The sequence below is a fragment of the Asinibacterium sp. OR53 genome (genome assembly GCF_000515315.1).
In the GTDB taxonomy this organism is placed as follows: domain Bacteria; phylum Bacteroidota; class Bacteroidia; order Chitinophagales; family Chitinophagaceae; genus Sediminibacterium.
The window spans coordinates 3,411,897-3,438,635 of the sequence record NZ_KI911562.1; the positions used below are offsets into that span (position 1 = coordinate 3,411,897).

A 26,739-nucleotide genomic window follows, 5' to 3' on the forward strand; every position below is an offset into this window, starting at 1 on the left:
AGGCGTGAACAGTCGATTAAGTTAATGTTATTCAGGTAAAAGCATCAGGATTTTTTTACCGTACGTTGTTGTTGTATGATGTAAAGGCCCGCCACCACCATCATCACACCCATCAACGTGTAAATACCCAGCGGCTCATGCAGGGTAATGCTGGCAATGATGAACCCGAATACAGGACAAAGGAATAACCAGTACGATGCTTTCAGCGGGTTCACCGTTAGCAACCACAACCAGCATTGTACCGCGCCGATGGATACCGGCAATGCCAGCCACACAACAGAGCCGATCAACCGGTAATCCCAGTTGTTTTGTTCATGGCGATAAGTGAACAACAATACCGGCAATAAAAAGATACCGCCCAACAGCGTTTGCCATCCATTGATGGTGAGCGTATTCAGGTCGTTCCATTTTTGCCGTGCATAATAGATAGCGCCTACAGAATAACTCAGCATGCTGGCCAGCAATATCAATATGCCGTCGGTGCTGGCATAACTGTTTTCCAGCAACGGATAAGCCGCTACAAAAACACCGGCCATGCAGAGCAGCAGGCTGACAATATTTTTCACGGTCATTTTTTGCCCTAAAAAAAGCGTCGAGATAAAACTGATCATCACCGGGTTGGTAGCTGTTCCCAGGCTGCCGATACCAGCCGCAATTTTTTGCATGGCCAACACATATAAACCCAGGTAAATGCTGATGTTCAGCAACCCATAAATGATCAATTGTTTCCATTCTTTTCCAACCGGCAATCTTTTACGGAAAACGCCATGCGACACGCCCAGCATCAGGAAGCTGGCCAGAAAAAAACGCGAAACGGCAATCACAAAAGGCTGGGCCGATTGCAGTCCGAATTTGGTGGCAGCCGAAGCCGACGACCATAAAATGGCAAATATGATCCCTATCCAAATGAATTTCAGTCGCATGTATCTGAATTATAATCGTAAACGCTAAAAGAGGCGGCAAAGTTAAGTAATTGAGGAACCAAGATTTAACAATTGATCCTTGCATTTACGGCCATTCCGCAGTAACTTAACAAGTGGTTTTTGCCAATGCTAAAAAGCTGTAACATGAACCTCTTACACCGCCTCGACACCCCGCGCGACAGCCGGATGGTTTTCGCGCTCCTCCTCTTAAGATGCATATTGGGTATCTTACTTTGGTTCAAAGGACTCAGTTTTATCAGTCATTCACCTGAACTGGAAGTCCTGATAGGCACCAGCCGGTTTGCCGATCAGTCGCACTGGATCGCGGGATATGTTACCTGGTCGCACTTTTTTGGAGGTGTGATGATCTTACTGGGACTCTTTACCCGCTTCGCCATCATTGTACAATTACCCGTACTCATCGGTGCTGTTTTCTTTGTACATGCGGCGCATGGCATCATGGGCATTGATACCCAGCCGGTATTATCCATACTGGTGCTCGTACTGATGATCTTTTACCTGGTAAAAGGGCCCGGTCCGCATTCGATGGACTGGCACATCAAAAAAATACTCCTTTAAAAGAGCCGCTTTGCCGCACAAATAATTTTACCGGATTCTTTGTTGTCATGACGGACATTCAACTTAATTTCCGTCCATGGAACCCAAGCAAACCGCACTAAACCCCTTTTCTGGCTACCAGAAATTCATCATCGCCATGCTGGCGCTGCTGCAGTTTACCGTTATACTGGACTTCATGGTACTATCTCCTTTGGGGGATATATTGATGAAATCACTCGATATCATCCCTGCCCGTTTCGGACTGGTCGTATCCAGTTATGCTTTCAGCGCCGGCATTTCCGGTATACTGGCAGCAGGCTTTGCCGATAAGATCGACAAATACAATCTTTTTGTTTTCGGTTCTACCGTGGCCATTATCATGGTGCTGATCTATACGAATATTACGTCGATCCCTTTATGGCAGGTTATCCTCATCAACATGATCATGTTCATGGGTATCATGAGCCGTATGATCCCGGCCACCACACTTACTACCAGCGTTCCGCAAATGAAAGACCGTGGCGCATTCATGAGTATCAATTCATCCCTTCAACAAATGGCTGGCGGATTTGCCGCCATCTGTGCGGGGCTGATCGTTACACAACCCACCAAGCACAGCCCATTGCAGCATTACAATATGCTGGGCTATGTAGTATCACTGGTGATTGTAATTTGTGCCTTCCTGGTATTCCGGGTGTACAAAATGGTAAAGGGTGAACAAGAAGGATATACTATTCCAGTTCAAGGCGGATAATGGTATCGGGACCTGTTACATCAATCACATCTGTTGGTATGATCAACTGACCCGATTGCTGCTCCACTTTCAGAGCGCCTTTACCTGTAAACAAGGATGCATTTTTGATTCGCTGTTGCCATCCGTTGATCTCTATTTTATTGTTCCCGGGTCTTTTGAAAAGATGCAGGTAAACGAATTTGCCTTTCTGTGTACTCACACCCCAGGCCTGCGGAGCCACCGGTCCATTCCTGGTACCATAAACGCTTGCGCCGTATTGTTTCAACCATTGACCGGCAAGGGCCAGCGTGTCGGTGAATTCAGACTGGATGAGTCCATTGGGCATGGGCCCTATATTCAATAACAAATTAGCATTGCGTCCCGCAGCGCCTACCAATAGTTGAATCACCTGCGCTACTGTTTTGTAGTTTCTGTCGGTGATATTATAACCCCAGGCGCCATTGAGGGTTTCACAGGTTTCCAACGGCAGTTGTGCAGAAGCTTTCTGAAAGCTCAGGCCTGATTTGTTCTCTCCGGGCAGGTCTCTTTCAAACATCTGGAAATCTTCTCCGTCCAACGGCGAAAGATGGTGGTTGTTCCCTATCATGCATTGCGGTTGCAACTTATGAATGAGTCCATATATCTCATTATACTTCCAGTCTATCCGCGAACTCCTGTCATTCGATCCTTCGGGCGCGGTCTGGTCCCAATGTCCATCAAACCAGATCGACATGATCTCTCCATAATTGGTGAGCAATTCAGTGAGTTGATTTTTCATGAACTGCAGGTAGGAAGCGTAATCGCTCTTCACAGTACGGCCCGTTCCTTTCCCGGTTCTTCCTGTTTCATAAGGATAATCGTTGCGATACCAGTCGAGCAAAGAATAATACAATCCCAGTTTAATGCCTTGCTTCTTGCATTCTGCTGCCAGCTGTTTCAACACATCTTTACCATAAGGCGTATTGGTGATCTTCCAGTCGGAATACTTTGTATCCCAATTCGAAAATCCATCGTGGTGCCGTGTGATGAATACAATGTATTTCATCCCTGCATTCTTCGCAGTACGTACCCATTGCACCGCATCGAAGTCCACCGGGTTGAAAGCCCTCAGTAACCTTTTGTAATCCTCTACTTTGATGTTGCGGTTGTTCATCACCCATTCGCCGTTGCCCAGCATGCTGGAAAGTCCCCAATGGATGAACATACCATATTTATTATCCTGGAACTGCTGCCTGGCATTCAGGTTATCGGGAGCCGGTTGATACGATTGGGCTTGCAAGGAAACGCATACACAGATCAGTGCAGCCAGTAAGTAGGAAGACCTGTACATCGATGATGGTTTTGTTTTGAAGAGATTATTTCAATAACTGAAGCGCTTTCTGCACCGTTGCATCTGTTTGGTTCTGCACTTCATAATAACCCGGTGTTCTCCATATTTGCCTTGCCATGAGGGCCTGCAAACGATTGGTGATCTCGGTCCTGTCTTTGTTCTTAATACCAGTTAATACAACACTGTCACGCTGTGCGAATGAGAGGAACGATTGCCAGTCGCTTTCATTGTTCATGAATTTTCCTGGAATCAGTTCCGCAGATTGAAACGATTGAAATGTACTCCTGTGCTCCATGTAATAATGGTACACAAAATTGCTGAGTGTGTTCCTGAAATAAAGTTTGCTGAGTGTAGGGTCAGACTGGGTAGTATCATAAGGAACGAATACATCGGGCGTAATACCGCCGCCTCCATAAACAATTCTGCCGCCTGGTGTTTTATAAGGCTTGGTTTCATGTTTGGCCGTATCGCCTTTGATCACTTCACCGTCGTGGAAACGTTCTATCAGTTCAGCTTCATATTCTTTTTTACCCTTGTTATAAGGCTTTTGTATGTTACGGCCCAACGGCGTAAAATAGCGGGCAACAGTGAGCCGTACCGCGCTGCCATCACTGAGCTGGAATTGTTGCTGCACCAACCCTTTACCAAAAGACCTTCTTCCCACGATCGTTGCACGATCCCAGTCCTGCAATGCCCCACTCAACACTTCACTGGCCGACGCCGAAGTTTCATCTATCAGCACCATCAGTTTACCTGTTTCGAACAAGCCATCGCGCTTACAATGATATTCGAAACGGGGCACGTGACTTCCTTCTGTATACACGATCATTTTATCTCCGCTGAGGAACTCATCGGCAATATCAATCGCTTCTTTCAACAGGCCGCCGCCATTGCCACGCAAATCGAGCACCAATTGTTTCATACCTTGCTTCTGTAATTTTTCCAGCGACTGCATGAACTCTTCGTAAGTGCGTTCACCAAATTTATTGATACGGATATAACCCGTTCCGGCTTCTATCATATAAGCGGCATCTACAGTTGGCACCATGATGGTACCCCTTGTGATGGTGATATACACAGTTTCATTTCCCCTCAATACCTGCACCTTCACATTGGTATTCATAGCACCGCGGAGTAGTTTGCGAACATCATCTGCCCTTAATTTTTTACCTGCTATTGTAATACTGTCGTTTACCTTGATGAATTTATCACCCACCTGTACATGCGCGCGGGCAGCAGGGCCACCTTCTATCACATTCATCACATTCAATGTATCGTTGAACAACTGGAACTCCACTCCTATGCCCTGGAAATTACCCATCAACTCTTCATTCACTTCCTTGAGGTCCATCGCAGGGATATAAACGGAATGCGGATCGAGCAATGACAACAACTGTCCGGCCGCCAACTGGTTGATACTGTCGGATGAAAGTTTGTCCACATACCGGCTCTTGATCAACTCCACCAGTTCCTGCAAAGAATTTCTCTTATTGAGACTCAGGAAACGGTTGCCCAGGGTCTTGCCCTTCAATTGATATCCTATCATCATACCCACCACCATTACCATGGCAAACAATAACGGTAGCCAGACCTGTAATTTTTTATTTCCCATAAATCTTATCTCATTATAATAGCTAAAAGCTGCGCAAATATCCGGATTAAGCGTGAAAAACGATAAAGCATGCAAGAAGTTTGATAATCGTGCGTTTTTATGCTTACTTCGCATTGAAAATGATATCCCGACATGTCAATTAAACTGATTGCCGATAGTGGAGCTACCAAATGCGAATGGTGCCTATTGCAGCAGGGGAAGAAAAAAAGCATAACCACGCAAGGTATCAGTCCTTATTTCCTTTCGGCCAGCCAGATCACCGGGCTTTTGACAGCAGAACTATTGCCCAAACTGAAGCAAGTGGTTGTAGATGAGGTGTTTTTTTACGGTACCGGGCTGGCCAATATAAACAATGTAAAAATTTTGCAATCGGTACTCAAAAAGGCTTTCCCGAAGGCTGCTATTGAAGTGCAGAACGACTTACTGGCAGCTTCCCGGGCGCTTTGTGGCAAAGAAAAAGGGATTGCCTGCATACTGGGCACAGGCGCCAATTCCTGTTATTATAACGGCAGGAAGATCGTGAAAAACAGCCCTGGCCTGGGTTATATATTGGGAGATGAAGGAAGTGGCGCTTACCTGGGTAAAAAAGTGATACAATATTATCTCTACCAGACATTCGATGAAGAACTGAAAGCGCGCTTCGAAAAACACTTTGCGGTGAGCAACAATGAAATACTGGAAAACGTTTACAAAAAACCGTTGGCCAACCGCTACCTGGCTTCTTATGCCATTTTCCTGGCGGAGAACCGCGGGCATTATATGGTAGAAAACATCATAGAAGACGGACTCAACGATTTCTTTTTCACTCACTTATATAAATACCGCGAAAGCTGGACCCTTCCCATTCATTTTGTCGGAAGCATTGCCCACGGCTTCAGGGATGTATTGAAGGAACTCTGCGATACCTATGAACTGGAACTGGGAACCATATTGAAAGCCCCCATGGCCGGCCTCATCGCCTACCATCGCTGATAACCTGCATGAACCCCATTAAACTTAAACGGATGAAAGAATTTATAAAGGTAACGGAGCAAGCATCTACCTACAGGCACCTCGAAAAAATGTCTATCGCCGATCTGCTGGTGAATATCAACCATGAAGACCAGACTGTTCCACTTGCGGTGGAAAAAGCCATTCCACAAATTGAAAAACTGGTAGCGGTCATCAGTGATAAAATGCTGGCGGGTGGAAGACTTTTTTATATCGGTGCCGGCACCAGCGGCAGGCTGGGTATTGTAGATGCCAGTGAATGTCCGCCTACTTTCGGGGTTCCTTATGGATTGGTCATCGGGCTCATTGCCGGTGGCGAAAAAGCCATTACCCAGGCCGTAGAGTTTGCAGAAGACAGCCTGGAAGACGGCTGGGCCGATCTCGAAAAACATTTTATCAATGATAAAGACGTGGTGGTAGGTCTCGCGGCCAGTGGCACCACACCTTATGTCATAGGGGCTTTGCAGGAATGCAGGAAAAGAGGTATTATTACGGGCAGTATCAGCTGTAATCCCAACTCGCCTGTTTCCGAAGAAGCCGATTTTCCGGTGGAAGTGGTGGTAGGACCCGAATTCATTACCGGCAGTACGCGCATGAAAAGCGGTACCGCACAAAAGCTGGTCCTGAACATGATCTCCACTTCCATCATGATCCAGTTGGGTCGCGTGGAAGACAATAAAATGGTGAACATGCAACTGAGCAATGTAAAGCTGGTGGACCGCGGTGTGAAAATGGTGATGGACAGGCTGCAGATCAAAGACTATGAAACAGCCAAAGATCTGCTGCTCAAATACGGCAGTGTGAAGAAGGCGGTGGATGCTGCGGTTCATTAATGGAAGACCATGCACAACTTAGAGCCATTCTATAACTGGCGACATATTTATACATCGGAGGAAGACCCTCGCTCTCCTTTCTACGGGCGTACCTACAGTGAGTTTGAATTCTCTCAAACGGTATACAACTATTATATCCATCCACAGTGGGACGATTTCGGCAGCCGAACATTGTACCTCAAAATGATCTATGCAGATTACGATCTGCATTTCGTGGTACTGGAACTGATCGGCGAATGGAACGATGCCATTGAGAACGATATCATGGAACTCAAAAGAGAAGTGTTGGATCCGCTCTTCAAACAAGGCATTACGAAATACATACTCATTGCCGAGAACGTACTCAACTTCCACAGCAGCGACAAAGAATATTACCAGGAATGGTATGATGAAGTGAGTGAAGAGAACGGCTGGATCGTGGCCATCAACATGAGCGCAGCGGCACAGCACGATTTCAAAAAGAAAAAACTCAACTACTATGTTGAGCTGATGGAGTTACCCGAATGGAGAACGTATAAGCCTTATCACCTGTTCAAAAAGATCGATGATGAATTGAACCGCAGGCTGGAATAATATCTTTTATTTTTTGATCATCACTTTCGTCCCTACTGGTATATACTGGTATAGTTCATCCACGTATTCATTCTTCGTGCTCACACATCCATAAGTCCAGTTCTCCATCCTGTTGATAGCCGTACCTTCTGTGGCCTGCGTACCATGGATGCCTATTTCCCCTCCTATCTTAGCATCTTTAGGAATCTCTGCATTGCTTTTGCGCTGATTGAATTTTTCAAGAGATGCCTCGTTGGGAAAATCGAGGGTCAGGAACTTATGCCATTTATCATGTGGTTTTTTATCAATGATGCGGAACTCTCCTTCGGGCGTATGCCGGTCGCCCTCGGTCATCTTATCTTCCGTTAATTCATTACTGCCGAACACCACCGGGTAAGTAACGATCAATGAATTATCAAAAGCATTGTACACGCGCATCTCGTATTTGCTTTTTTCAATCACGATATAATATCTTTTCTGGCCAGGCGTATTCTTCACATAAGCAGCAAAAGAGTTGATCTGCTTTGCCTGCGCATCACCGGCAAACACAGAGCGCCTTACATCTGGAACAGAAACTTTCGCAGTAGTAACCATCGAAGACCACTGTTGCTGTTCATTTTTATTGGTGGTATCTTTTATTGATGAAGCGGTATCTGAAGCAATCACCCTGGCTATCATGGTAAACACGGTATCCCATCCCGGGCATTTACCGGTATTGAGATCCTGCACCTTTAATTGGTAAGTGCCTTTGGCAAGCCGGTCAATGATAAATTTCGGCGAACTGGTTTCTTTTTCAGCCATCATCACATTGTTGCTCCACACCGAATACCTATACTTACCCGAACCATTCTCCAGCGATACATTCAATGCACCATTTGCAAACTCGTTGATGGCTTCTGTTTTAACGGCTACCTGTCCTTGTAACTGCGCGGTTTTCCTGGTCACTTCAATATCGCGGCTGGCCAACTGGTTGCAGGCATCTTTGATCACCACGGCATAAATGCCCGGCAGCAGGTCGGAAAAAATAACAGTGCGGCCGGATGATTGTTGTTTACCGGTAGCCGGACTGATCAGGTAAGTGAAACGGGAAGGATTGCCACCTTCTGTTTCCATCAGTATCTGTCCGTCGGGTGTATTGCTGCAAGTGGCTTCTTTTACTTCACTCGATTTGATGGTGAGTGCCGGGTATTGCGTAATGCTGAAAGCCTGTGTGATAAAAGTATTGCCCACTTTCATCCCCGCATTGTGCACCACCAGGGTATAATCGCCGGTTGCCAATCCTTCAATTTTCAATGCGGCTCCATTGTGAATCGTGCCCCATTTTATTTTTTGTTCCTGTCCAACCAGGTCGGGCTTTTCTTCTTCAGTGAGTGTCTTTCCTTTTATTACATAGTAAGCAAATTGATCGGCCACTCCTTTTACTTCCCCCATATTGATGATCCCTGTTGGCGTACCCGAACAAGATGGCGTGAGCGCAACACTGGCATTGGTGAATTCAGGCGCTTCGGGCGTAAACTTCGTTTCATAATATACATATTCGCCAGCTGCTTCTTTGCTGATCGCTTTCATCCTGAACCTGATCAATTGGGTGTTTTTGATGGGTGTTTTCAGTACATCGCGCAGCGGAAAAAACACCACCGACTCTGAAATGGTTTTACCCAACAATTTCCACTCATTGCTGCCTTCCAATTGAAACTCCCACTGGTATTCGAGGTTTTTCTTATTGGGCAGTTGCACAAAAGAAGAGAATTCTACCACTTTACTCACGTCATTGATGGCGAGGTGGTCTTTATGGCTGATGGGCGCCGGCATTGGCAACCCGTAACGCATCCTGATCTCGGCCCACAACTTCCCGTCTTTACCTGCCAATCTGTAGGGTGATGAAAATACACCGGGATCAAGTTCTGCCATCTTCACATCCACACCCGCGGTACTATAATGACGATCGCCTTTGTCATAAGTACAGGGATCACCTCTTTCGTGTTTGAATGCTTCCATGCGGATGCTGATCGTACCATCTTCGATACTCAACGGGTAAGGACGCATAAACCGGTTAAGGGAAAGTTGCGGGTCATCTGCCAGCAACACGGTTTTATCGGCATCTTTGGATGAAACGAACAGGCAGCCACGATCGGCAATATAATTCTGCGGAGCGATCTCGTTCCTGTAAAACTTGTAAACGGCTTCTGTAGTACGTTCGAGGAATCCCCTGATATGGCTGTAGCCCACTTTATCTACCATTACTTCCGCGGGCACTTCCCTGCCTTGTGCAGACAGTTGTAAACAGGGAACCAATAACCCCACCACAAATGGGTATAACCTTGCCATGTGCAATTTTTAACGGTTGAACGCAATTGAACAATAACAACGGAAATTGGATTCAGAGGGGAGGTATACTATAAATATATGACAAAAAAAGCATTAATGGAAGCGGCTGGTAAAATCCAATCCGTTCTTTCTCAAGGTATCCAATGCAATATCATATCCTGCATCTGCATGACGTATCACACCCATGGCCGGGTCGTTACGCAAAACGCGCGACAAACGTGCTGCCGCTGCATCGGTTCCATCAGCAACGATCACCATACCGGCATGTATACTATATCCCATACCTACGCCGCCGCCATGGTGAAGGCTCACCCAACTGGCGCCACCTGCCGTATTGATCAATGCATTCAGTATGGGCCAGTCGGCCACTGCATCGCTGCCATCGAGCATGGCTTCTGTTTCGCGGTTCGGCGATGCCACCGATCCGGTGTCGAGATGGTCTCTTCCGATAACAATGGGCGCTTTCAGTTTTCCGGTGCGCACCAGTTCATTGAATGCCAGTCCGGCTTTCTCACGCTCGCCCTGTCCTAACCAGCATATACGCGCGGGCAATCCCTGGAAAGCGATGCGCTCCCTGGCCATCTTCATCCAGCGTTGAAGATTTTTATTTTCGGGGAATAAATGCAGGATGCATTCATCGGTTACAGCAATATCTGCCGGATCGCCGCTGAGTGCTGCCCAACGGAACGGGCCTTTGCCTTCACAGAAAAGCGGACGTATATAAGCAGGTACAAAACCCGGGAAATCGAATGCCTGTTCAAGTCCGTGTTCCTGCGCCCTTGCCCGGATGTTGTTGCCATAATCGAAAGTGATGGCTCCGCTCTTTTGCAATGCCAGCATGAGTTCTACATGCAGCTTCATACTGTCATAAGCCAACGCTATATATTGTTTGGCATCTTGTTCGCGCAGTGTACGCGCTGCTTCATTGGTAAGTGTATGCGGTATATAACCGATCAGCGGATCATGTGCGGAAGTCTGGTCGGTGAGCACATCCACTTTTATTTTTCTTGCTATCAACCGTTGCAGCAAGTGTACCGCATTGCAAAGCACGCCGATGCTCAACGCTTCTCCATCTGCCGCAGCTTTCAATGCACGATCAATCGCCGCATCAATGTCTGTATATTTCAGATCAAGGTATTTTGTTTCGAGGCGTTTGTCGATACGCCATTCTTCTACTTCGGCGCAAAGCGCCACGCCATCACACATGGTAATAGCCAGTGGTTGCGCGCCGCCCATACCTCCCAATCCGGCCGTTACACTCAATGTTCCTTTCAATGATCCATGAAAATGTTTATCGGCCACTGCTGCAAAAGTTTCATAAGTGCCCTGCACAATGCCTTGTGAACCTATGTATATCCAGGAGCCTGCCGTCATCTGTCCATACATCATCAACCCCTTCTTTTCCAACGCTGTGAAATGTTCCCAGGTAGCCCATTTGGGCACCAGCTGCGAATTGGAGAGTAATACCCTGGGCGCATCGGGATGTGTTTTTAAAATGCCTACCGGCTTACCACTCTGTATGAGTAATGTTTCATCGTTATCGAGGTCTTTCAGTGCCTTGATGATCAATGCAAGGCATTCCATATTTCGTGCAGCCTTTCCTCTTCCGCCATATACGATCAACTCTTCGGGACGTTCTGCTACAGCAGGATCGAGGTTATTGAGCAGCATACGCAAAGCGGCTTCCTGTATCCACCCTTTACAATTCAATGTGGTTCCCGTAGGAGTTGCAGGGATTTTCATAACAATGAATATATTGAATTCCCTACATTTGGCATACAAAAACACACCGTATGGGATTACCGGTCAACAACAATAAGGGGGGTAAAGGAGGCAATAAAAGCCAGCCCAACAACAATCAGGCATCTAAATTCATTTCCAAGCCGGGAACCAAAGCCGTGGGCATTGCCAAGAAGCCCATCAAAACCGGCGGTTCAAGAGGCAGTTGATGATCCGGCGCTTATACCAGCGCCAGATCAATGACTTGTTGCATGGTTTTCACATAATGAAACTGCATGCCTTTGATGAAATTACTGTCGATCTCCGACACGTCTTTTTCGTTCTGCCAGCAGAGTATGATCTCTTTGAGTCCGGCCCTTTTTGCAGCCAGCACTTTTTCTTTGATACCGCCAACGGGCAATACCTGTCCGCGTAAAGTGATCTCTCCCGTCATAGCCAAATAAGGTTTCAGCTTTCTTCCGGTAAAGGCAGAAGTGAGGGAACTCAGCATGGTAATACCTGCACTCGGACCGTCTTTGGGAACAGCTCCTTCCGGTACGTGTATATGAATGCTTTTCTTAGCGAAGACTTCGGGGTCGATGCCATATTTACGTGCATTGGCCTGTAAATAACTCAATGCTGTGCTGGCGCTTTCCTTCATCACATTGCCCAGGTTACCGGTTAACTTCAGATCACCCTTGCCATCGCCCAGGATGGTTTCGATGAAGAGAATATCTCCGCCAACATAAGTCCAGGCAAGTCCCACCGCTACACCCGGCATATTGGCCGTTTTGTATATCTCGTTGTTATAGCGGGGCTGACCTAATATCTTATCAACATCTGCTGCTGTAATAACCGGTTTCACTTTATTTTTCATAGCCAGTTCCTTGGCCTGGTAACGCATCACAGATGCCAGCTGCCGGTCGAGCTCCCGCACGCCGCTTTCGCGGGTATGTTGTTCGATGAGTTTCTCCAGCACTTTGTCGCTGATCCTGATGTTTACCTTACCCAGTCCATGCGCTTCTTTCTGCTTGGGCACCAGGTGGCGTTTGGCGATCTCTACTTTTTCTTCCACTGCATAACCGCTCAGGTCAATGATCTCCAGCCTGTCGCGCAGCGCCGGTTGTATATTCTGCAGGTTATTGGCGGTAGCGATGAACAGCACTTTGCTGAGATCGTATTCCAGCTCCAGGTAATTATCGTAAAAACTATTGTTCTGTTCCGGGTCGAGCACTTCCAGCAGGGCCGATGAAGGATCGCCGCGGAAATCATTGCCTATCTTGTCTATCTCGTCCAGGATCATCACCGGGTTAGATGATTTGCATTTGCGGATATTTTGCAAAATGCGTCCCGGCATGGCGCCGATATAGGTTTTGCGGTGGCCGCGTATCTCACTTTCATCGTGCAGTCCGCCCAGGCTGAGCCTAACATATTTTCTGCCGATGGCATGCGCAATAGAGCGGCCGAGAGAAGTTTTACCAATACCGGGCGGACCGATAAAACAAAGGATCGGACTTTTCATATCACCCTTCAGTTTCAGTACGGCCAGGTATTCGATAATACGGCTCTTGATCTTCTCCATACCATAATGATCCGTATCGAGTACTTTTTTAGCGTTCTTCAGATCGTAGTTATCGGCCGTATAATCTTGCCAGGGAAGATCCAGCATCAGGTCGAGGTGATTGTACACAACAGAATAATCGGGCGTGCTTGGGTGCATCCTTTCCAGTTTCTCCACCCCGTTCTTGAACATATTTTTGGCAGCTTCCGGCCATTTCTTGGTCTCCGCCTTTTTCTTCATTTCTGCAATCTCACGCTCATTGGTATCACCGCCCAATTCTTCTTTGATGCTTTTCAACTGCTGCTGCAGAAAGTAATCACGCTGCTGCTTGTCAATCTCCGTGCGCGTTTTATTCGTCACTTTGTCTTTCAGCTCGGCAAACTGTAATTCCCTTTGCAGGATATGCATGAGTTTCTCAGCCCTCTTTGGTACATCCTGGATTTCCAGCAGTCCCTGTTTTTCTTTCAGGTCGCTGTTGAGGTTACTGCTCACGAAATTGATGAGGAAAGAAGGGCTCTCGATATTTTTCAGGATGATCGATGCCTCGGTGGGCAGGTTAGGCGATAACTGGATGATCTGGGTGGCCAGGTCTTTGATGCTGCTGATATAGGCATTGAAATCATCTCCTTCCTCGGCTTCTTCATCAACCAGCAAACGAACGGAAGCCCTGAAATAAGGGTCCTCACTTACAATGGAGCCGATCTCGAAACGGCGCTTCCCCTGTATGATGATGGTGGTGCCTCCGTCGGGCATTTTGATCAGCTTCACGATCCGGGCCACCGTACCGATACTGCAAAGGTCTTTGGGTTCAGGATCTTCCACATTCACATCTTTCTGTGCAAGCACCCCTACCAGCTTGTCTTGCTTATAAGCATCGTTCACCGCTTTAATACTCTTATCCCTTCCCACGGTAATGGGCAATACTACCCCGGGGAATAATACCGTATTCCGCAATGGCAATATGGGTAAGGTATCGGGAACTACCAGGTCTTTATCTGCATCCCCTTCCGTTTCATTGATAGGGATAATGGGCATGAAATCATTCTCGTCTTCAGATCGGAAAAACAAAGGCTCTTTGGTCATAATTTTCATTCTTGGGTCAAATTGTCACACACCCCGTGGTACGCCACATAAAAACTGGGGGACAAAATTAGGTCAATATTGGTGCCATGCCCCCTAAATCGGAAAATTTGGTACAAACTGGCACAAAAAAAATCTCCCGCGATTTACGCGGGAGACCTTCTTGCAAGAAGTAATATTGACTAAACAAATACTATTTCTTCTTAGTAGTGTCAACAGCAGCTTTAGCAGCTGTATCTGCTTTCTTAGTGGTGTCAGCAGCAGCTTTAGCAGCTGAATCAGCAGCAGGAGCTACAGTTGCAGTTGAATCTTTAGCAGCTTCTTTGTTTTCACCGCTGTTACAAGCAGCCATTACGCCAGCAACGGCCAGGATAGCGAATACTTTTTTCATTGTACTTGTTTTTTAAAGAGTTTTTATTACGGCGCAAAGATAGTTGCCAGGTTGAATTATGCAAATTTTAACGAATAAATTTTATTTCTTCCTGAAGAATATCCGCACCGGTACTCCCTTAAAATTAAACTGTGTTCTGAGCTGATTTTCAAGGTAATTCTTATAAGGTTGCTTGATATCATCCGGGTAATTGGTGAAAAAAGCAAAAGAAGGCACATGGGTAGGCAACTGGGTAACATATTTAATTTTTACAGTATTTCCTCTCACCACGGGGGCATGATATGCCTGTACTGCCTTCAGCATCACTTCGTTCAACTGTGAGGTAGGTATCTTGCGTTGCTTGTTGTCAAATACTTCCAGTGCCGTTTCTATTGCCTTGAAAATCCGTGTTTTATCTTTCACCGAAACAAAAAGAACCGGTACATCGGTAAAAGGCGCCAATTTCATCTTCAGGTTTTTTTCGTAATCACGCGCTGTATTCGTCTCTTTTTCAATGAGATCCCATTTATTCACCAGCACTACTACCCCCTTTCCTTTACGTGCAGCCAGACTGAAAATGCTCACATCCTGCCCTGTGATCCCTTTGGCTGCATCCATCAATAAGAGGCATACATCTGCCTCATCCATAGCTCTTATGGCCCGGATTACAGAATAAAATTCCAGGTCGTCTTTCTCTTTATTCTTCTTGCGGATACCTGCCGTATCTATCAAAATGAAGTCTTTCTGAAAGAGCTTATAATGGGTATGGATGGTATCCCGGGTGGTACCGGCGATATCGCTTACAATGGTCCTTTCCTGGCCAATAAGGGCATTCAGTAAGGATGACTTGCCCACATTGGGCTGGCCAATGATCGCAAACTTGGGCAGACCATCTTCCGGGCGCACTTCTTCTGTCTCTTCAGGCGCAATGGCCGACGTAATCATATCCAATAATTCTCCCGTTCCACTTCCGGAGATGCTGCTAATGAAGAAGTTATGATCAAACCCCATGCTGTAAAACTCGGCAGCTTCCAATTCACGTTCGCCATTGTCTACCTTGTTCACCACCAGGTAAACGGGCTTGGTAGCCCTCCTCAATAAATCGCCCATCGCTTCATCGAGATGGGTGATGCCTGTAGTCACATCTACCATGAAAACCACTGCGTTAGCTTCGTCTATTGCAATTTTTACCTGCTTCGCGATCTCCCGTTCAAACACATCTTCACTTCCGGAAACAAATCCGCCTGTATCAATCACATTGAATTGTTTCCCATTCCAATCGGTCATCCCATATTGGCGGTCGCGCGTAACCCCACTCACATCATCCACAATGGCTTTGCGGTGCTCCAACATCCTGTTGAAGAACGTACTCTTCCCCACATTGGGCCTACCTACTATTGCAACTGTATATCCACTCATAATAATTGCTGATTTGTTGATTTCTGATGTCTGATTTATTTTTAAAGAAGCCGACACAACTCATTTAAAATAAACGCTTTATAAAAAATGGCGCTATTGCCAAATTGTCGAATTACCAAATTATTCAATTGTACCCGTATTCTTTCAGCTGCATCTCATTATCCCTCCACTTGGGCCTCACCTTCACAAAAAGTTCAAGAAAGACCTTCTGGCCAATGAACCCTTCGATATCTGCCCTTGCTTTCATGCCGATCTGTTTGATCATTTTACCCTTATCGCCAATGATGATGGCTTTCTGGGTCTCCCGCTGCACAATGATATCGGCCTGGATCTTCACGAGTGATTCCTTCTCTTTGAACTCATTGATCATAACAGCGGTATGATAAGGTATCTCATCGCCAAACAATTCATAGATCTTCTCCCTGATCATTTCCGCCACGAAAAACTTGGTGGGCATATCGCTCAGGTCCTCTTCACTGTAAAAGGGCATGCCTTCGGGTAAAAAGGTCAAAATGACATCCAGCAGTTCATCCAGGTGTTCATGCCTGAGGGCCGATATTTTTACCAGCTTCCGGCAGTAGGGTTGCTTTGAAAAATAAGTTTCCGCTTCGGTTATCTTGTTGCCGTTTACACCATCTGTTTTATTCAGCACTACAACAGCAGGTACCGTCAGCTTCAATGCGCTGAAAATGGCATGACAGGATTCCCAATCGTCTTTGACGTCTACGATCAGCAGCGCCAGGTCGGCATCTTCCAGGGCGCCTTTTACGGCATCCATCATGCGCTCATGCAGTTTGTATTTCGGGTCGATGATACCCGGCGTGTCTGAAAAGATCACCTGGTATTCGCCCGGCTTATTCAGGAAAGCCTTGATGCGATGGCGTGTGGTTTGCACCTTGGGCGATACGATGGCCATTTTTTCGCCCACGAGCGCGTTCAGCAAAGTACTTTTGCCGGCATTGGGTTTTCCGAATATGTTTACAAATCCTGCTTTCAATGTTCCTTTTTTTTGAACCCGCACAAAGTTAGGCCTAAAACTAAAAAAGCCCCTGATGGGGCCTTTCTGTTGCGTTGCGAGGGAAGGGATCGAACCTCCGACCTTCGGGTTATGAGCCCGACGAGCTACCGCTGCTCTACCTCGCGATGTAATTGGGTTGCAAAGGTAGGGGTATACGGATTAGCTTCCAAATAAATATTGAAAATCAGCCGGTTTAGTCGTCGGTTTTTCTTTTGAAGGTAGCACCGCCGCTGATATCGCTGTTGCGCACCAGCGCCTGCCCTTTATAATAAATACCGCTTCCGCCACTGGCGCTGGCGTCTATTTCTTTATTGACTGTGAGGTGGATCGCCGACGCACCGGAAGCATTTACCTTGCAGTAATCGGTATGCAGGTCGTATCCTCTGATGCCGCTGGCACCCGATGCTTCTACCTGGGTCTTATTCGCTTCGCCCGATATGGTAATCCTGGAAGCGCCGGTAGCTACCAAGCGCAATAACGCTGTTTGCACTTTACCGGAAAAATCACTGGCACCGGATAATTCAATCTCGAGCTTTTCGAGTTTCACCGCATCTGTGAGCCGGATATTGCAGGCCCCGGAAGCTTCTATCCTTTTAAGGGTTTTAAAAGTTACATAAGCTTTCATGCGCTTATTGCCCCAGCTCCAGCCGCTTTTTTGAGGTGTGATATGCAATACCCCATTTTTCAGTTCTGTGTTGATACGCCCGGCATCTTCATCAGAGCCGGCGCTCACTGCTACCGCTTCTTCATTACCTTGGGAAAGATACAGGCTGATGGCACCCGATACTTCAATGCCGGTAAACCCACTGATGGGTCGCACTTGTACATTGTCATCCCTGACAATGTTTTTCTCCTGTGCACCTGCCTGCAAAAGGCACACCCCCATCAATACCACCAGCAGCCATTTTTTCATACACCCTGTTTTTTCGTATAACGAAAGCTCCGGCTTAAAGTTACACTTCGCCTTCATTCCGCAACAACGGACAATCAACGGCCGATCTTTTCCTGCCAGGCCAGCATACCGCCGGTTACGTTTACAACATGCTTGTAACCCATGGTTTCGAGAATGAGGCAGGCTTGTCCGCTCCTGTTACCACTGCGGCAATAGATGAATACTTCCTGGTCTTTGAGGTCGTCGATCTCATCTACCTGCATGGTCTGTATTTTACCAAGAGGCAATAAGAGGCCGCCGATATTGAACTCGGCATTTTCGTGGGGTTCACGTACATCCACCAGGTTAATGGTTTCACCGGCATCCAGTTTGGCTTTCAGGGCCTCTACGGTGATTGTTTGCATAGAAAGAAAATTAAAAAGTCAGCGTTCAAAAGTCAAAAATATTACATTTTGTCCTTTGAACGCTGACTTATATGAGTGATACGGTTAGTATTTCAGCTTCAGCTCTACCCTCCTGTTCTGGGTACGTCCGGCGGCGGTTTTGTTATCAGCTACCGGTCTGCTTGGGCCATATCCTGCGGCACTCAGCCTGGAAGCATCTACACCCTTGCTCACAAGGTATTTGTAAATGGCTTTAGCACGTTTTTCGCTCAGCACCTGGTTGGCGGCTTCTTTACCTACATTATCGGTATGACCTTCTATATCGAGTTTCAATGCTGCATCTTCTTTCATCACAGCCACTACCTCATTGAGCTCCCTGGTAGATTTGGTGGCTATCTTATCGCTGCCGGTGAGGAAGAGAATGTTTTTGGCATTTTTCTGCACTTTTTCTACCAGTTCTTTCTTCACTTCGGGACAACCAAAATTGGCTTTGGTACCTGGTACATCCGGACACCTGTCTTCTTCATCATTCACGCCATCGTGATCCCTGTCGGGCACGGGACAACCCTGGTAACGGGCCACACCCGGAACAGTGGGGCATTTATCTTCTTCATCATTGATGCCGTCACCGTCTGTATCAGGTACAGGACATCCATCGTATTTGGCAACACCTTTAACGGTAGGACATTTATCGTTTTCATCATTGATGCCATCGCCATCCGTATCGGGTACGGGGCATCCATCATATTTGGCAATACCCGGAACAGTGGGGCATTTGTCTTTGCTGTCGGGAATGCCATCGCCGTCCGAATCTTTATCAGGAGGCGGTGGAGGCGTTACCAGGGCAGTTTCCTTTCTTTCCACGATCGGGGAAGCGATGCCTATGGAATAACTCATATAATTCACAGCCAGCGAGGTTACGGCTGCTTTATAGGTTCCCAATGCATGTATGAAAGTACCTTCTCCCAACTTGAATTGTAAACCAACACCAATAGGTGCATACGCGGCAAAATAGCTGCCTCCGTACATGGAAGCGCCCACACCCGCCCTCAGATAAGGAACTAAGAAGTACTTGTCTGTAAGCAGTTTCAGGTTCAGGTTGGCATCTGTTTCCAGCAAGAACTTGCTATTATTGGGTGTAGCGATCCCGCTTTTATAATAAAAAGGATAGGTAACAAATGAGCCATTCAATGTGCCCATGAAATCCAGGTGCTCGGTGAGCCCTTCGAAATACTGGATAGACAAACCCGGATCCATGTCTTTGATCTTGGTCCAGTAGCCATTCGACAAAACACTGGAGAGCGATTTTGTTTCGAGCAATTTCGCAGTTTTCATGTCCTGCAAAAAGAAACTGATGCCCAGGCTGGGCCTTTTCTTGTAACTGGATTCCTGCGCTATGGAAGCTATTGATAAACCAATTCCAATGGCGGCTAGAAGGATTTTCTTCATAAACAGTAATTGTTAGTTAAAACAAATGTACAGGCAGATTCCCGTTTTTGTATATAGCAGTTTTAAATTATTCCACTGTTCCTTTGGGCACTACTTCCACTTTAACTTTTGTCAGTCCGCTCTTCATAAAGTCCAATTGCCTGGCCGCTACCCTGCTCAGGTCCACCACACGTCCTTTCTTTTTCATGCGGGGATGCATCCGGTCATTGATGCGAACGATCACTGTTTTATTATTTTTGAGGTTGGTAACCCTCACCCAGGTATTCAGTTTGAGGTGGTTGCTCGCAGCTGTGTATTTGCTGTTACGGAATATTTCACCGGTGGCGGTTTTGGTACCATCCAGGTTGGAGCTGTAAAAGCTGGCAATACCCGTAAAGTTGATGGCTTCCACAACGGAAAGCGAGTCTGTTGCAGGCTTGGCCAATACTGCCGCCGCCGAATCGGTGCCGGCTTTAAGCAGAGAGTCGGTTCTCACAGAGTCTGCCGGTAAAGGCAGCGTATCCGTCCGGGGTACCACTGTTGTGTCCCGTTGTATGAGGCCGTTGGCCTTTTGTACCGGGGTATCCATACGGAATCCCAACCAAAAAAGGCTGCACAGGGGAAAGAGCACGTAAATGATCTTTTTCATAAAATCGGTTTAATCGTATATCGCACACCGACCCTCCGATTCACATAATCAAATTAGGTAATTATCCGTTGCTTAGGAGGGCTTTCACTAGGATGTGTATAAATACAGTTGCCCTCCCTGGCCAAACACCATGCCAAAAAGCAAGTCAATTCACCAACAGCGCTGGTTATCAATATATTAGCAGATATTATTTTACAATTAACTGACCAATCATGACATAAACGACGGTCCTATACGCCCGATCCGCTGCTCCAACAGCATCAGGTCGACCAGGGTGAATGCCGTTACAGCTTCCAGTACCACGGGTACCCGAAGGGCTATACAGAGGTCATGCCTGCCCTTGACAGAGAAGGGCTCAATGGTATTGGTTTCCCAGTTCCAGGTCTGCTGTTCTTTAGGGGTGGAAGAAGTGGGTTTGATGGCGATGCGGAAGACCAGCTCATTGCCGTTGGTAATACCCCCCACTATGCCGCCGGCATGGTTGGTACGCGTTCTCCCGCTGGCATCTTCGATGGCATCATTGTGCTCGGTACCGAACATCCGGGCAGCGGCAAAGCCTGCTCCGAATTCAATGCCTTTCACGGCAGGGATGGCAAAAACAGCATGACTGATCAAGGATTCTGCCGAATCGAAGAAATGCTCTCCCAGGCCCACCGGCAGTCCGTTCACCCGGCACTCAACAATACCGCCTATAGAGTCTTTGGCATCGATGGCTTTTTGCAGTCCTTTTTCCAGGTCTGCCTCTCCTCCTATTTCAAGTATGGTGGATACAACCTGTATATGACCCAGCAGTTTTTTCGCAATCACACCGGCGGCTACCATGCAAACCGTGAGCCTGCCGCTGAAATGTCCGCCTCCCCTGAAATCTTCAAAACCGCCATACTTGGCGTGAGCGGTAAAATCTGCATGTCCCGGCCGCGGCACAGCGCGTTGCTTTTCATAATCGCCGCTGCGGGTATTCTTGTTCTCGAATAAAATAGTAATAGGAGCGCCCGTTGTATGCCCGTTGAAAATGCCGCTTTTGAAAATGGGCAGGTCGTCTTCCTTGCGGGGAGTGGTTCCTTTATGGCTGCCGCCTTTGCGACGCTCGATATCGGTAAGAAAATCTTCCACAGACAGAGGCAGTCCGGCCGGGCAGCCATCTATCACAAGCCCCACACTTTCGCCGTGCGACTCACCAAAAATATGTATGCGGAAAAGGCGACCGAAAGAGTTCATAGTACGCGTGTTTAATTAAAAAGACTGCTTGGCTTTTTACTTTTGAATTTTTATCGCTGCTCCCAATTGCTGAATATGTTCATAGAAATCGGGATAAGATTTATTGATGGCATCGGCTTCTTCAATGATCACGTCTCCGTTTGCTTTTAACGCTGCAACAGCACAGGCCATGGCAATGCGGTGATCGTGGTGCGAATGGGTAACAGCGCCCTTCATGCCTGTATTACCTTTTACCAGCATCAGGTTACCCTGCAAGGTGATTTCAATACCCAATTTACCAAACTCTTCCTGTAAAGTGAGGCCGCGGTTGCTTTCTTTGTGAGCCAGTCTTTCCACACCTTCAATCACCGTAGTTCCTTCACAGCAGGCGGCTAAAGCCACCAGCGGCGGAAAGAGATCGGGACAATCTGTGGCATTGAAGTGGAACGCTTTCAGTGGCAAGGGACCTATCTCAATTTCATCAGGACGAATGGATAATTTGCATCCGCTGTCTGACAAAGCCTGTAAAATAGCTTTATCGGCCTGGGTGGAATACACATCCAATCCCTTCACGGTAATATCACCTGCTACGGCTCCTGCTACCAGCAGAAATGCCGCGCCGCTCCAATCGCCTTCAACAGTGTAAGTAAATGCGGCTGGTGCAGGTTTCGCTTTTTGAAACCTGAACTGTTCATAATCGGTGTGTGATACCTCCCACCCGAAATGCTGCATCACCTGCAATGTGAGATCGATATAAGGTTTGCTCTTGAGGTTGTTCACCGTGATAGTTGCCCCGTTGGCGCCTGCAGCGCCATAAGCCATGAGCAAACCGGTGAGGAACTGTGAGCTCAGCGAACCATCTACAATGATATCTGCAGGTTGCAGCGGTCCCTGTATCTTCAGCGGCAAACGTCCTTTATTCGATTGAATGTTTACACCCAGTTGAGGTAATATCTCATCAAAAAAATCCATGGGTCTCGTCAGCAAGCTGCCGGTACCGTTGATGGTGAGCGGCTGAACACTCAGTGCTGCGATGGGCGTAAACATGCGTATACCCAAACCACTTTCACCGCAATTGATCTCGGGGTGCAAGGGAGCAACACCTTTAGAATGAATAACGATGTTACCATCTGCTTCTTTCATAACAACAGCGCCCAGTTTCTGTATCACATCCAGTGCAGCCTGATCGTCGTTGCTATTGCCCGGATTAACGATGGTAGTAGTTGTTCCTGCAAGCAACGCGGCGGCGCAGGCTCTTTGCATACTGCTCTTACTGGCTGCCGCTCTGATAGAACCTTTTATAACAGATGGAGAAACGGTAACGATCATGTAAACTGGTTGAAAATTTCTTTTAATTGCACAAACAACAAAGGCTGTACTACACCTTTACCGATCTTTTCCAGGAGGATATAACTGATCTGCTGGTTGTCTTTCTTTTTGTCTTTCTGTAATATCCTGAACGCTTCTTTGGTATCGAATTCGGCAAACGTGGGCAATCCGTACTTGTCCAGCACTGCTATCAGTTCATCGGCCTGCTTGAAACCTTTCAACTGTTTCGACATCAATGCCGCATACGTCATGCCGATGCTGATGGCCTGTCCGTGGCTCAGCTCATACATATTTTCAATGGCATGACCCAGGGTATGCCCGTAATTCAGCAGCTTGCGTTCTCCTTTTTCAAACTCATCGTTCACCACTACTTTGGTCTTGATGAGCACGTTCCTTTCAATGAGCTTGGCCAGTAATTGGGTATCACGCTGAAAATCGGTGAGGCGGTGCGACTGCAGCAATTTGAACAGGGCCGCATCTTTGATAGCGGCGTGTTTGATGATCTCTGCAAAGCCATTCTGCCATTCAACCTTGGGAAGGGATTTCAAAAAACTGTGATCGAAGAGCAGAAAAGAGGGCTGACGGATCAGTCCCACCATATTCTTATATACGCCTACATCGATCCCATTCTTTCCACCGATCGAAGCATCTACCATGGCCAACAATGAAGTAGGCACGAAACCACATGCAATGCCCCGCATATAAATACCCGCTACATAACCGGTGATATCGGTGATCACGCCACCGCCCACACCTACCAGGGTCGTCTTACGGTCGGCGCCCAATTCAATCAGCTGATCTATTACCACATCCACCGTCTGCTGCACCTTGAATTCTTCACCCGGCTTGAGCACGATGGTATTCCAGCCTTTGAATTTTTTCTGGTGGGCTTTGAACACATGTTCATCCGTGACGATCACGGTTCTTTCTTTGGCTACCAGTTTTTCCAGGCGAGCAAAATCGGCATGGAAATAATAATCCACTGCACTATTACTGAACGAAACTTTTTTCTTCTTCATGCTGCCGCTTAGGAATTCATGATCTTATTCTGGTGATTGATACTCTCCATGTGTACAGCATCAAAATATTTGGTCACGAATTCTTTGCTCAGTCCCAGTTGCTCCCCTTTCGCGAAAGCCCTTTCAAGAATAGCGTTCCAGCGATTGGTTTGCAGGATGGTGATGTTATTGTCTTTTTTATACTGGCCGATCTTTTCAGCTACTTTCATGCGTTGTCCGAGCAACAGCAACAATTCATCATCGAGCTGGTTGATCTGCTGGCGCATTTTTTCCATGGCAGCATGCAGCGCTTCCGAATCGATATCTTCTTTACGCCATACGATTGAGTTGATCATTTCACCCAGGCGCTCCGGCGTGATTTGTTGTTTGGCATCACTCCATGCATGATCAGGATCGATATGGCTTTCAATGATCAGTCCGTCGAAATCGAGGTCGATCGCTTTCTGTGCCACATCCAGTAATATGTCTCTTCTTCCGCAGATATGCGAAGGATCGTTGATGAGCAACAGACCGGGGTTACGGCGTTTCATCTCAATGGCCAGGTGCCACATAGGTGCGTTGCGGTATTCGGTATTACCATAAGAGCTGAAGCCGCGGTGTATGAGTCCGATATTTTTGATGCCGGCTTTTGCTACACGCTCCACTGCACCGATCCACAATTCGAGGTCGGGGTTGATCGGGTTCTTGATCAGCACGGGAACGTCCACACCTCTCAGTGCATCGGCAACTTCCTGTACGCTGAACGGGTTCACGGTAGTGCGTGCGCCGATCCATAATACATCCACATCGAAATGCAGTGCATCTTCTACCTGCTTGGCAGTAGCCACTTCTATCGCTACAGGCAAGCCGGATTCTTTTCTCGCACGCTGTAACCAGGGAAGACCTTTGGTGCCGATCCCTTCAAAACTGCCGGGACGGGTACGCGGCTTCCATATACCTGCGCGGAGGATGTCTACTTTACCGGTAGCCGCCAAACGGTTAGCGGTTTCTACCACTTGTTCTTCGGTCTCTGCACTGCAGGGTCCTGAAATGATGAGTGGGCGCTTGGTCAAGAGCGCTTCCACTGCTGATTTTTGGTCAATTGCTTGCTCCATATAAATTGAATTGTCTGTTGCTTGTTATGCTTCGCCACGTTTGTTAGGCCGGCGTCCGCCACCACTGTCGGCATCGTTCATGCGTATCCTTCTTCCCTTGTAATTCTTTCCATCCAGCGCACGGATCATCTGGTTGGCAGCTCCTTTTTCTATCTCCACCCAACTGTTCATGTCTTTCATATCGATCCTGCCCAGCACTTCTTTTTTCAGGTCGCTCATGTCCAGGATGAATTGCAGAAAGCTCGCTTTGTAAAATCCGTCTTTGGTACCGAGGTTCACAAAAAGGCGACTGTACCCGTTACTACCACCCCTGTCCCTGCGGCTTTCGTAAGCACCTCCTTCCCTCCTGCCGTTGCCGCGACTATCACGCTGTTCATTCTTTCCACGCTCCCGCACATTCAGGTCTTCGGCATTTTCATAATATTTGAGGAAACGGTCGAACTCCATCGCCGCTACCCTTTTCAATACTTCTTCCTTACTCACATCGGCGAATTTTTCGGCCAGCATGGGAACATAGGTTTCATAGTCACCGTGACTGATATCGGCCGACAACAATTTATCCATGAAATGAAAGAACTGTTTGCGGCACACGTCTTTGCCGCTTGGAATATCCAGTTTATGGAACTTGGAATTGTTGATCCTTTCGATCTGCTTCAGCTTGTACATTTCTTTCGAATGCACAATGGCAATGCTGATACCCTGGTTGCCCGCCCTGCCCGTTCTTCCGCTGCGGTGTGTATACACTTCCACATCATCGGGCAGTTCGTAGTTGATTACATGGGTAATACCCTGCACATCGATACCGCGTGCCGCCACATCGGTGGCGATCAGTAATTGCAAGCTCTTATCGCGAAACTGGCCCATCACCTTATCGCGCTGCACCTGTGTGAGGTCGCCGTGCAATGCATCGATATCATATCCTTCCCTGGTGAGCCGCTCAGATATTTCCTGTGCGTCTACTTTGGTGCGGGTAAAAATGATACCATAGATACCGGGGTTGAAATCGATGATGCGCTTCAATGTTTGATAACGATGCTGCGCCGAGGTTACATAGTACTGGTGGTCGATGCTTTTATTGGCTGTATTTACTTTGCCAACAGTTACTTCAACTGGTTCTTTCATGTAACGTTTGCTCACCTTGCGTATTTCCGGCGGCATAGTAGCACTGAATAACCAGGTGCTCTCGCGCTGCGGGGTATTCTTGAGGATGAATTCAATATCATCCTGGAAGCCCATGTTCAGCATTTCATCCGCTTCATCCAGTACCACATATTCAATTTGTTCCAGGTTGATCGCTTTTCTTTCGATCAGGTCTATTAACCTGCCCGGTGTAGCCACCACGATCTGCACCCCTTTTTTCAGGTCGCGGATCTGTAGCCCAATAGAAGTACCCCCGTAAACAGCTACTACAGAAACCCCTTTGATGTATTTTTTAAAGAGCTCTATTTCTTTTACGATCTGCAAGCAGAGTTCCCTCGTGGGACAAACCACCAGCGCCTGCGGATGTTTGGCTGCCGCATCGATGATGTGCAGCAGGGGCAATCCGAATGCCGCTGTTTTGCCTGTACCTGTTTGTGCCAGCCCAATAAAATCCTTGGTTCCGCTGAGCAAAACCGGTATCGCCTGTTCCTGTATGGGGGTTGGGTTCACATACCCCAACTCATCGGTTGCCTGAATCAATCTGGCGTCAATTCCCAACCCTTCAAATGTCGTCATGTATTA

Annotated in this window: 24 protein-coding genes and 1 tRNA gene; 6 read left to right on the forward strand and 19 right to left on the reverse strand. The window is 47.3% G+C overall.

The window, feature by feature from the left end; all coding sequences use genetic code 11:
- Nucleotides 1-44: 44 nt before the first annotated feature.
- A complete protein-coding gene (locus SEDOR53_RS0115160; RefSeq protein ID WP_026770480.1) occupies nucleotides 45-923 on the reverse strand; it encodes a DMT family transporter in 879 nt (292 codons plus the stop codon).
- 144 nt (nucleotides 924-1,067) lie between these two features.
- On the opposite strand from SEDOR53_RS0115160, the gene SEDOR53_RS0115165 reads away from it, so the two are divergent.
- A complete protein-coding gene (locus tag SEDOR53_RS0115165; protein WP_026770481.1) occupies nucleotides 1,068-1,502 on the forward strand; it encodes a DoxX family protein in 435 nt (144 codons plus the stop codon).
- A 76-nt stretch (nucleotides 1,503-1,578) separates the two neighbouring features.
- The gene (locus SEDOR53_RS0115170; RefSeq protein WP_026770482.1) at nucleotides 1,579-2,235 is read left to right on the forward strand and encodes an MFS transporter; all 657 of its coding nucleotides are present in this window, start codon (nucleotides 1,579-1,581) and stop codon (nucleotides 2,233-2,235) included.
- On the opposite strand, the gene SEDOR53_RS0115175 is transcribed toward SEDOR53_RS0115170, so the two are convergent.
- Together SEDOR53_RS0115175 and SEDOR53_RS0115180 are read right to left on the reverse strand one after the other, a co-directional pair.
- Nucleotides 2,213-3,544 (reverse strand): alpha-L-fucosidase, encoded by a 1,332-nt coding sequence (locus SEDOR53_RS0115175; protein ID WP_051416685.1) that lies wholly within the window; start codon nucleotides 3,542-3,544, stop codon nucleotides 2,213-2,215. The two genes, SEDOR53_RS0115170 and SEDOR53_RS0115175, sit on opposite strands and share 23 nt — an antisense overlap.
- 25 nt (nucleotides 3,545-3,569) lie before the next feature.
- The gene (locus tag SEDOR53_RS0115180; RefSeq protein ID WP_026770484.1) at nucleotides 3,570-5,156 is read right to left on the reverse strand and encodes a S41 family peptidase; all 1,587 of its coding nucleotides are present in this window, start codon (nucleotides 5,154-5,156) and stop codon (nucleotides 3,570-3,572) included.
- A gap of 132 nt (nucleotides 5,157-5,288) precedes the next feature.
- On the opposite strand from SEDOR53_RS0115180, the gene SEDOR53_RS0115185 reads away from it, so the two are divergent.
- The 3 genes from SEDOR53_RS0115185 to SEDOR53_RS0115195 are packed head-to-tail and all read left to right on the forward strand — an operon-like array spanning nucleotide 5,289 to nucleotide 7,552.
- Nucleotides 5,289-6,128: an N-acetylglucosamine kinase gene (locus SEDOR53_RS0115185; protein WP_051416686.1), complete on the forward strand. Its 840-nt coding sequence runs from the start codon at nucleotides 5,289-5,291 to the stop codon at nucleotides 6,126-6,128.
- 32 nt (nucleotides 6,129-6,160) lie between these two features.
- Nucleotides 6,161-6,979: an N-acetylmuramic acid 6-phosphate etherase gene (gene murQ / locus SEDOR53_RS0115190; protein WP_026770486.1), complete on the forward strand. Its 819-nt coding sequence runs from the start codon at nucleotides 6,161-6,163 to the stop codon at nucleotides 6,977-6,979.
- Between the two features lie 9 nt (nucleotides 6,980-6,988).
- Nucleotides 6,989-7,552, forward strand: a complete 564-nt coding sequence (locus tag SEDOR53_RS0115195; protein ID WP_026770487.1) for a hypothetical protein — start codon at nucleotides 6,989-6,991, stop codon at nucleotides 7,550-7,552.
- Between the two features lie 6 nt (nucleotides 7,553-7,558).
- Here the strand turns inward: SEDOR53_RS0115195 and SEDOR53_RS18690 are convergent, their stop codons facing one another.
- Nucleotides 7,559-9,859, reverse strand: coding sequence for a murein L,D-transpeptidase family protein (locus SEDOR53_RS18690; protein ID WP_051416687.1), 2,301 nt, complete (start codon nucleotides 9,857-9,859; stop codon nucleotides 7,559-7,561).
- Nucleotides 9,860-9,952: 93 nt separating this feature from the next.
- Entirely contained in the window at nucleotides 9,953-11,602 is a 1,650-nt protein-coding gene (gene hutU / locus SEDOR53_RS0115205; RefSeq protein WP_037361432.1) for a urocanate hydratase, read from the reverse strand.
- 50 nt (nucleotides 11,603-11,652) lie between these two features.
- On the opposite strand from hutU, the gene SEDOR53_RS19160 reads away from it, so the two are divergent.
- Nucleotides 11,653-11,808 carry a hypothetical protein gene (locus SEDOR53_RS19160; RefSeq protein ID WP_157576851.1) on the forward strand — a complete coding sequence of 52 codons (156 nt, stop codon included), beginning with the start codon at nucleotides 11,653-11,655 and terminating at the stop codon, nucleotides 11,806-11,808.
- Between the two features lie 11 nt (nucleotides 11,809-11,819).
- On the opposite strand, the gene lon is transcribed toward SEDOR53_RS19160, so the two are convergent.
- From lon to SEDOR53_RS0115280, 14 genes are all read right to left on the reverse strand, one after another.
- The gene (lon, locus tag SEDOR53_RS0115215) at nucleotides 11,820-14,231 is read right to left on the reverse strand and encodes an endopeptidase La (RefSeq protein ID WP_232214786.1); all 2,412 of its coding nucleotides are present in this window, start codon (nucleotides 14,229-14,231) and stop codon (nucleotides 11,820-11,822) included.
- 181 nt (nucleotides 14,232-14,412) lie between these two features.
- Entirely contained in the window at nucleotides 14,413-14,610 is a 198-nt protein-coding gene (locus tag SEDOR53_RS0115220; RefSeq protein WP_026770490.1) for a hypothetical protein, read from the reverse strand.
- A gap of 81 nt (nucleotides 14,611-14,691) precedes the next feature.
- Nucleotides 14,692-16,008 carry a ribosome biogenesis GTPase Der gene (gene der, locus SEDOR53_RS0115225; protein WP_026770491.1) on the reverse strand — a complete coding sequence of 439 codons (1,317 nt, stop codon included), beginning with the start codon at nucleotides 16,006-16,008 and terminating at the stop codon, nucleotides 14,692-14,694.
- Nucleotides 16,009-16,132: 124 nt separating this feature from the next.
- The gene (gene era / locus SEDOR53_RS0115230) at nucleotides 16,133-17,005 is read right to left on the reverse strand and encodes a GTPase Era (protein WP_026770492.1); all 873 of its coding nucleotides are present in this window, start codon (nucleotides 17,003-17,005) and stop codon (nucleotides 16,133-16,135) included.
- 74 nt (nucleotides 17,006-17,079) lie between these two features.
- Nucleotides 17,080-17,151: transfer RNA gene (locus SEDOR53_RS0115235), tRNA-Met, on the reverse strand.
- Nucleotides 17,152-17,219: 68 nt separating this feature from the next.
- Entirely contained in the window at nucleotides 17,220-17,939 is a 720-nt protein-coding gene (locus SEDOR53_RS0115240) for a head GIN domain-containing protein (protein ID WP_026770493.1), read from the reverse strand.
- Between the two features lie 74 nt (nucleotides 17,940-18,013).
- The gene (locus SEDOR53_RS0115245; protein WP_026770494.1) at nucleotides 18,014-18,322 is read right to left on the reverse strand and encodes a rhodanese-like domain-containing protein; all 309 of its coding nucleotides are present in this window, start codon (nucleotides 18,320-18,322) and stop codon (nucleotides 18,014-18,016) included.
- Between the two features lie 84 nt (nucleotides 18,323-18,406).
- Complete coding sequence (locus SEDOR53_RS18695) at nucleotides 18,407-19,750, reverse strand: OmpA family protein (protein WP_051416688.1); 1,344 nt, start codon at nucleotides 19,748-19,750, stop codon at nucleotides 18,407-18,409.
- Between the two features lie 67 nt (nucleotides 19,751-19,817).
- On the reverse strand, nucleotides 19,818-20,378 hold the full coding sequence (locus SEDOR53_RS18700; protein ID WP_051416689.1) for a septal ring lytic transglycosylase RlpA family protein: 561 nt from the start codon (nucleotides 20,376-20,378) through the stop codon (nucleotides 19,818-19,820).
- A gap of 210 nt (nucleotides 20,379-20,588) precedes the next feature.
- Nucleotides 20,589-21,596, reverse strand: coding sequence for a chorismate synthase (locus SEDOR53_RS0115260; protein WP_026770495.1), 1,008 nt, complete (start codon nucleotides 21,594-21,596; stop codon nucleotides 20,589-20,591).
- A 36-nt stretch (nucleotides 21,597-21,632) separates the two neighbouring features.
- Complete coding sequence (aroA, locus tag SEDOR53_RS0115265; RefSeq protein ID WP_026770496.1) at nucleotides 21,633-22,904, reverse strand: 3-phosphoshikimate 1-carboxyvinyltransferase; 1,272 nt, start codon at nucleotides 22,902-22,904, stop codon at nucleotides 21,633-21,635.
- Nucleotides 22,901-23,923 (reverse strand): 3-dehydroquinate synthase, encoded by a 1,023-nt coding sequence (gene aroB / locus SEDOR53_RS0115270; RefSeq protein ID WP_026770497.1) that lies wholly within the window; start codon nucleotides 23,921-23,923, stop codon nucleotides 22,901-22,903. The genes aroA and aroB overlap by 4 nt, the downstream gene beginning before the upstream one ends.
- 8 nt (nucleotides 23,924-23,931) lie before the next feature.
- Nucleotides 23,932-25,017: a chorismate mutase gene (locus tag SEDOR53_RS0115275; protein ID WP_026770498.1), complete on the reverse strand. Its 1,086-nt coding sequence runs from the start codon at nucleotides 25,015-25,017 to the stop codon at nucleotides 23,932-23,934.
- Nucleotides 25,018-25,041: 24 nt separating this feature from the next.
- Complete coding sequence (locus SEDOR53_RS0115280; RefSeq protein ID WP_026770499.1) at nucleotides 25,042-26,733, reverse strand: DEAD/DEAH box helicase; 1,692 nt, start codon at nucleotides 26,731-26,733, stop codon at nucleotides 25,042-25,044.
- Between the last annotated feature and the right edge of the window lie 6 nt (nucleotides 26,734-26,739).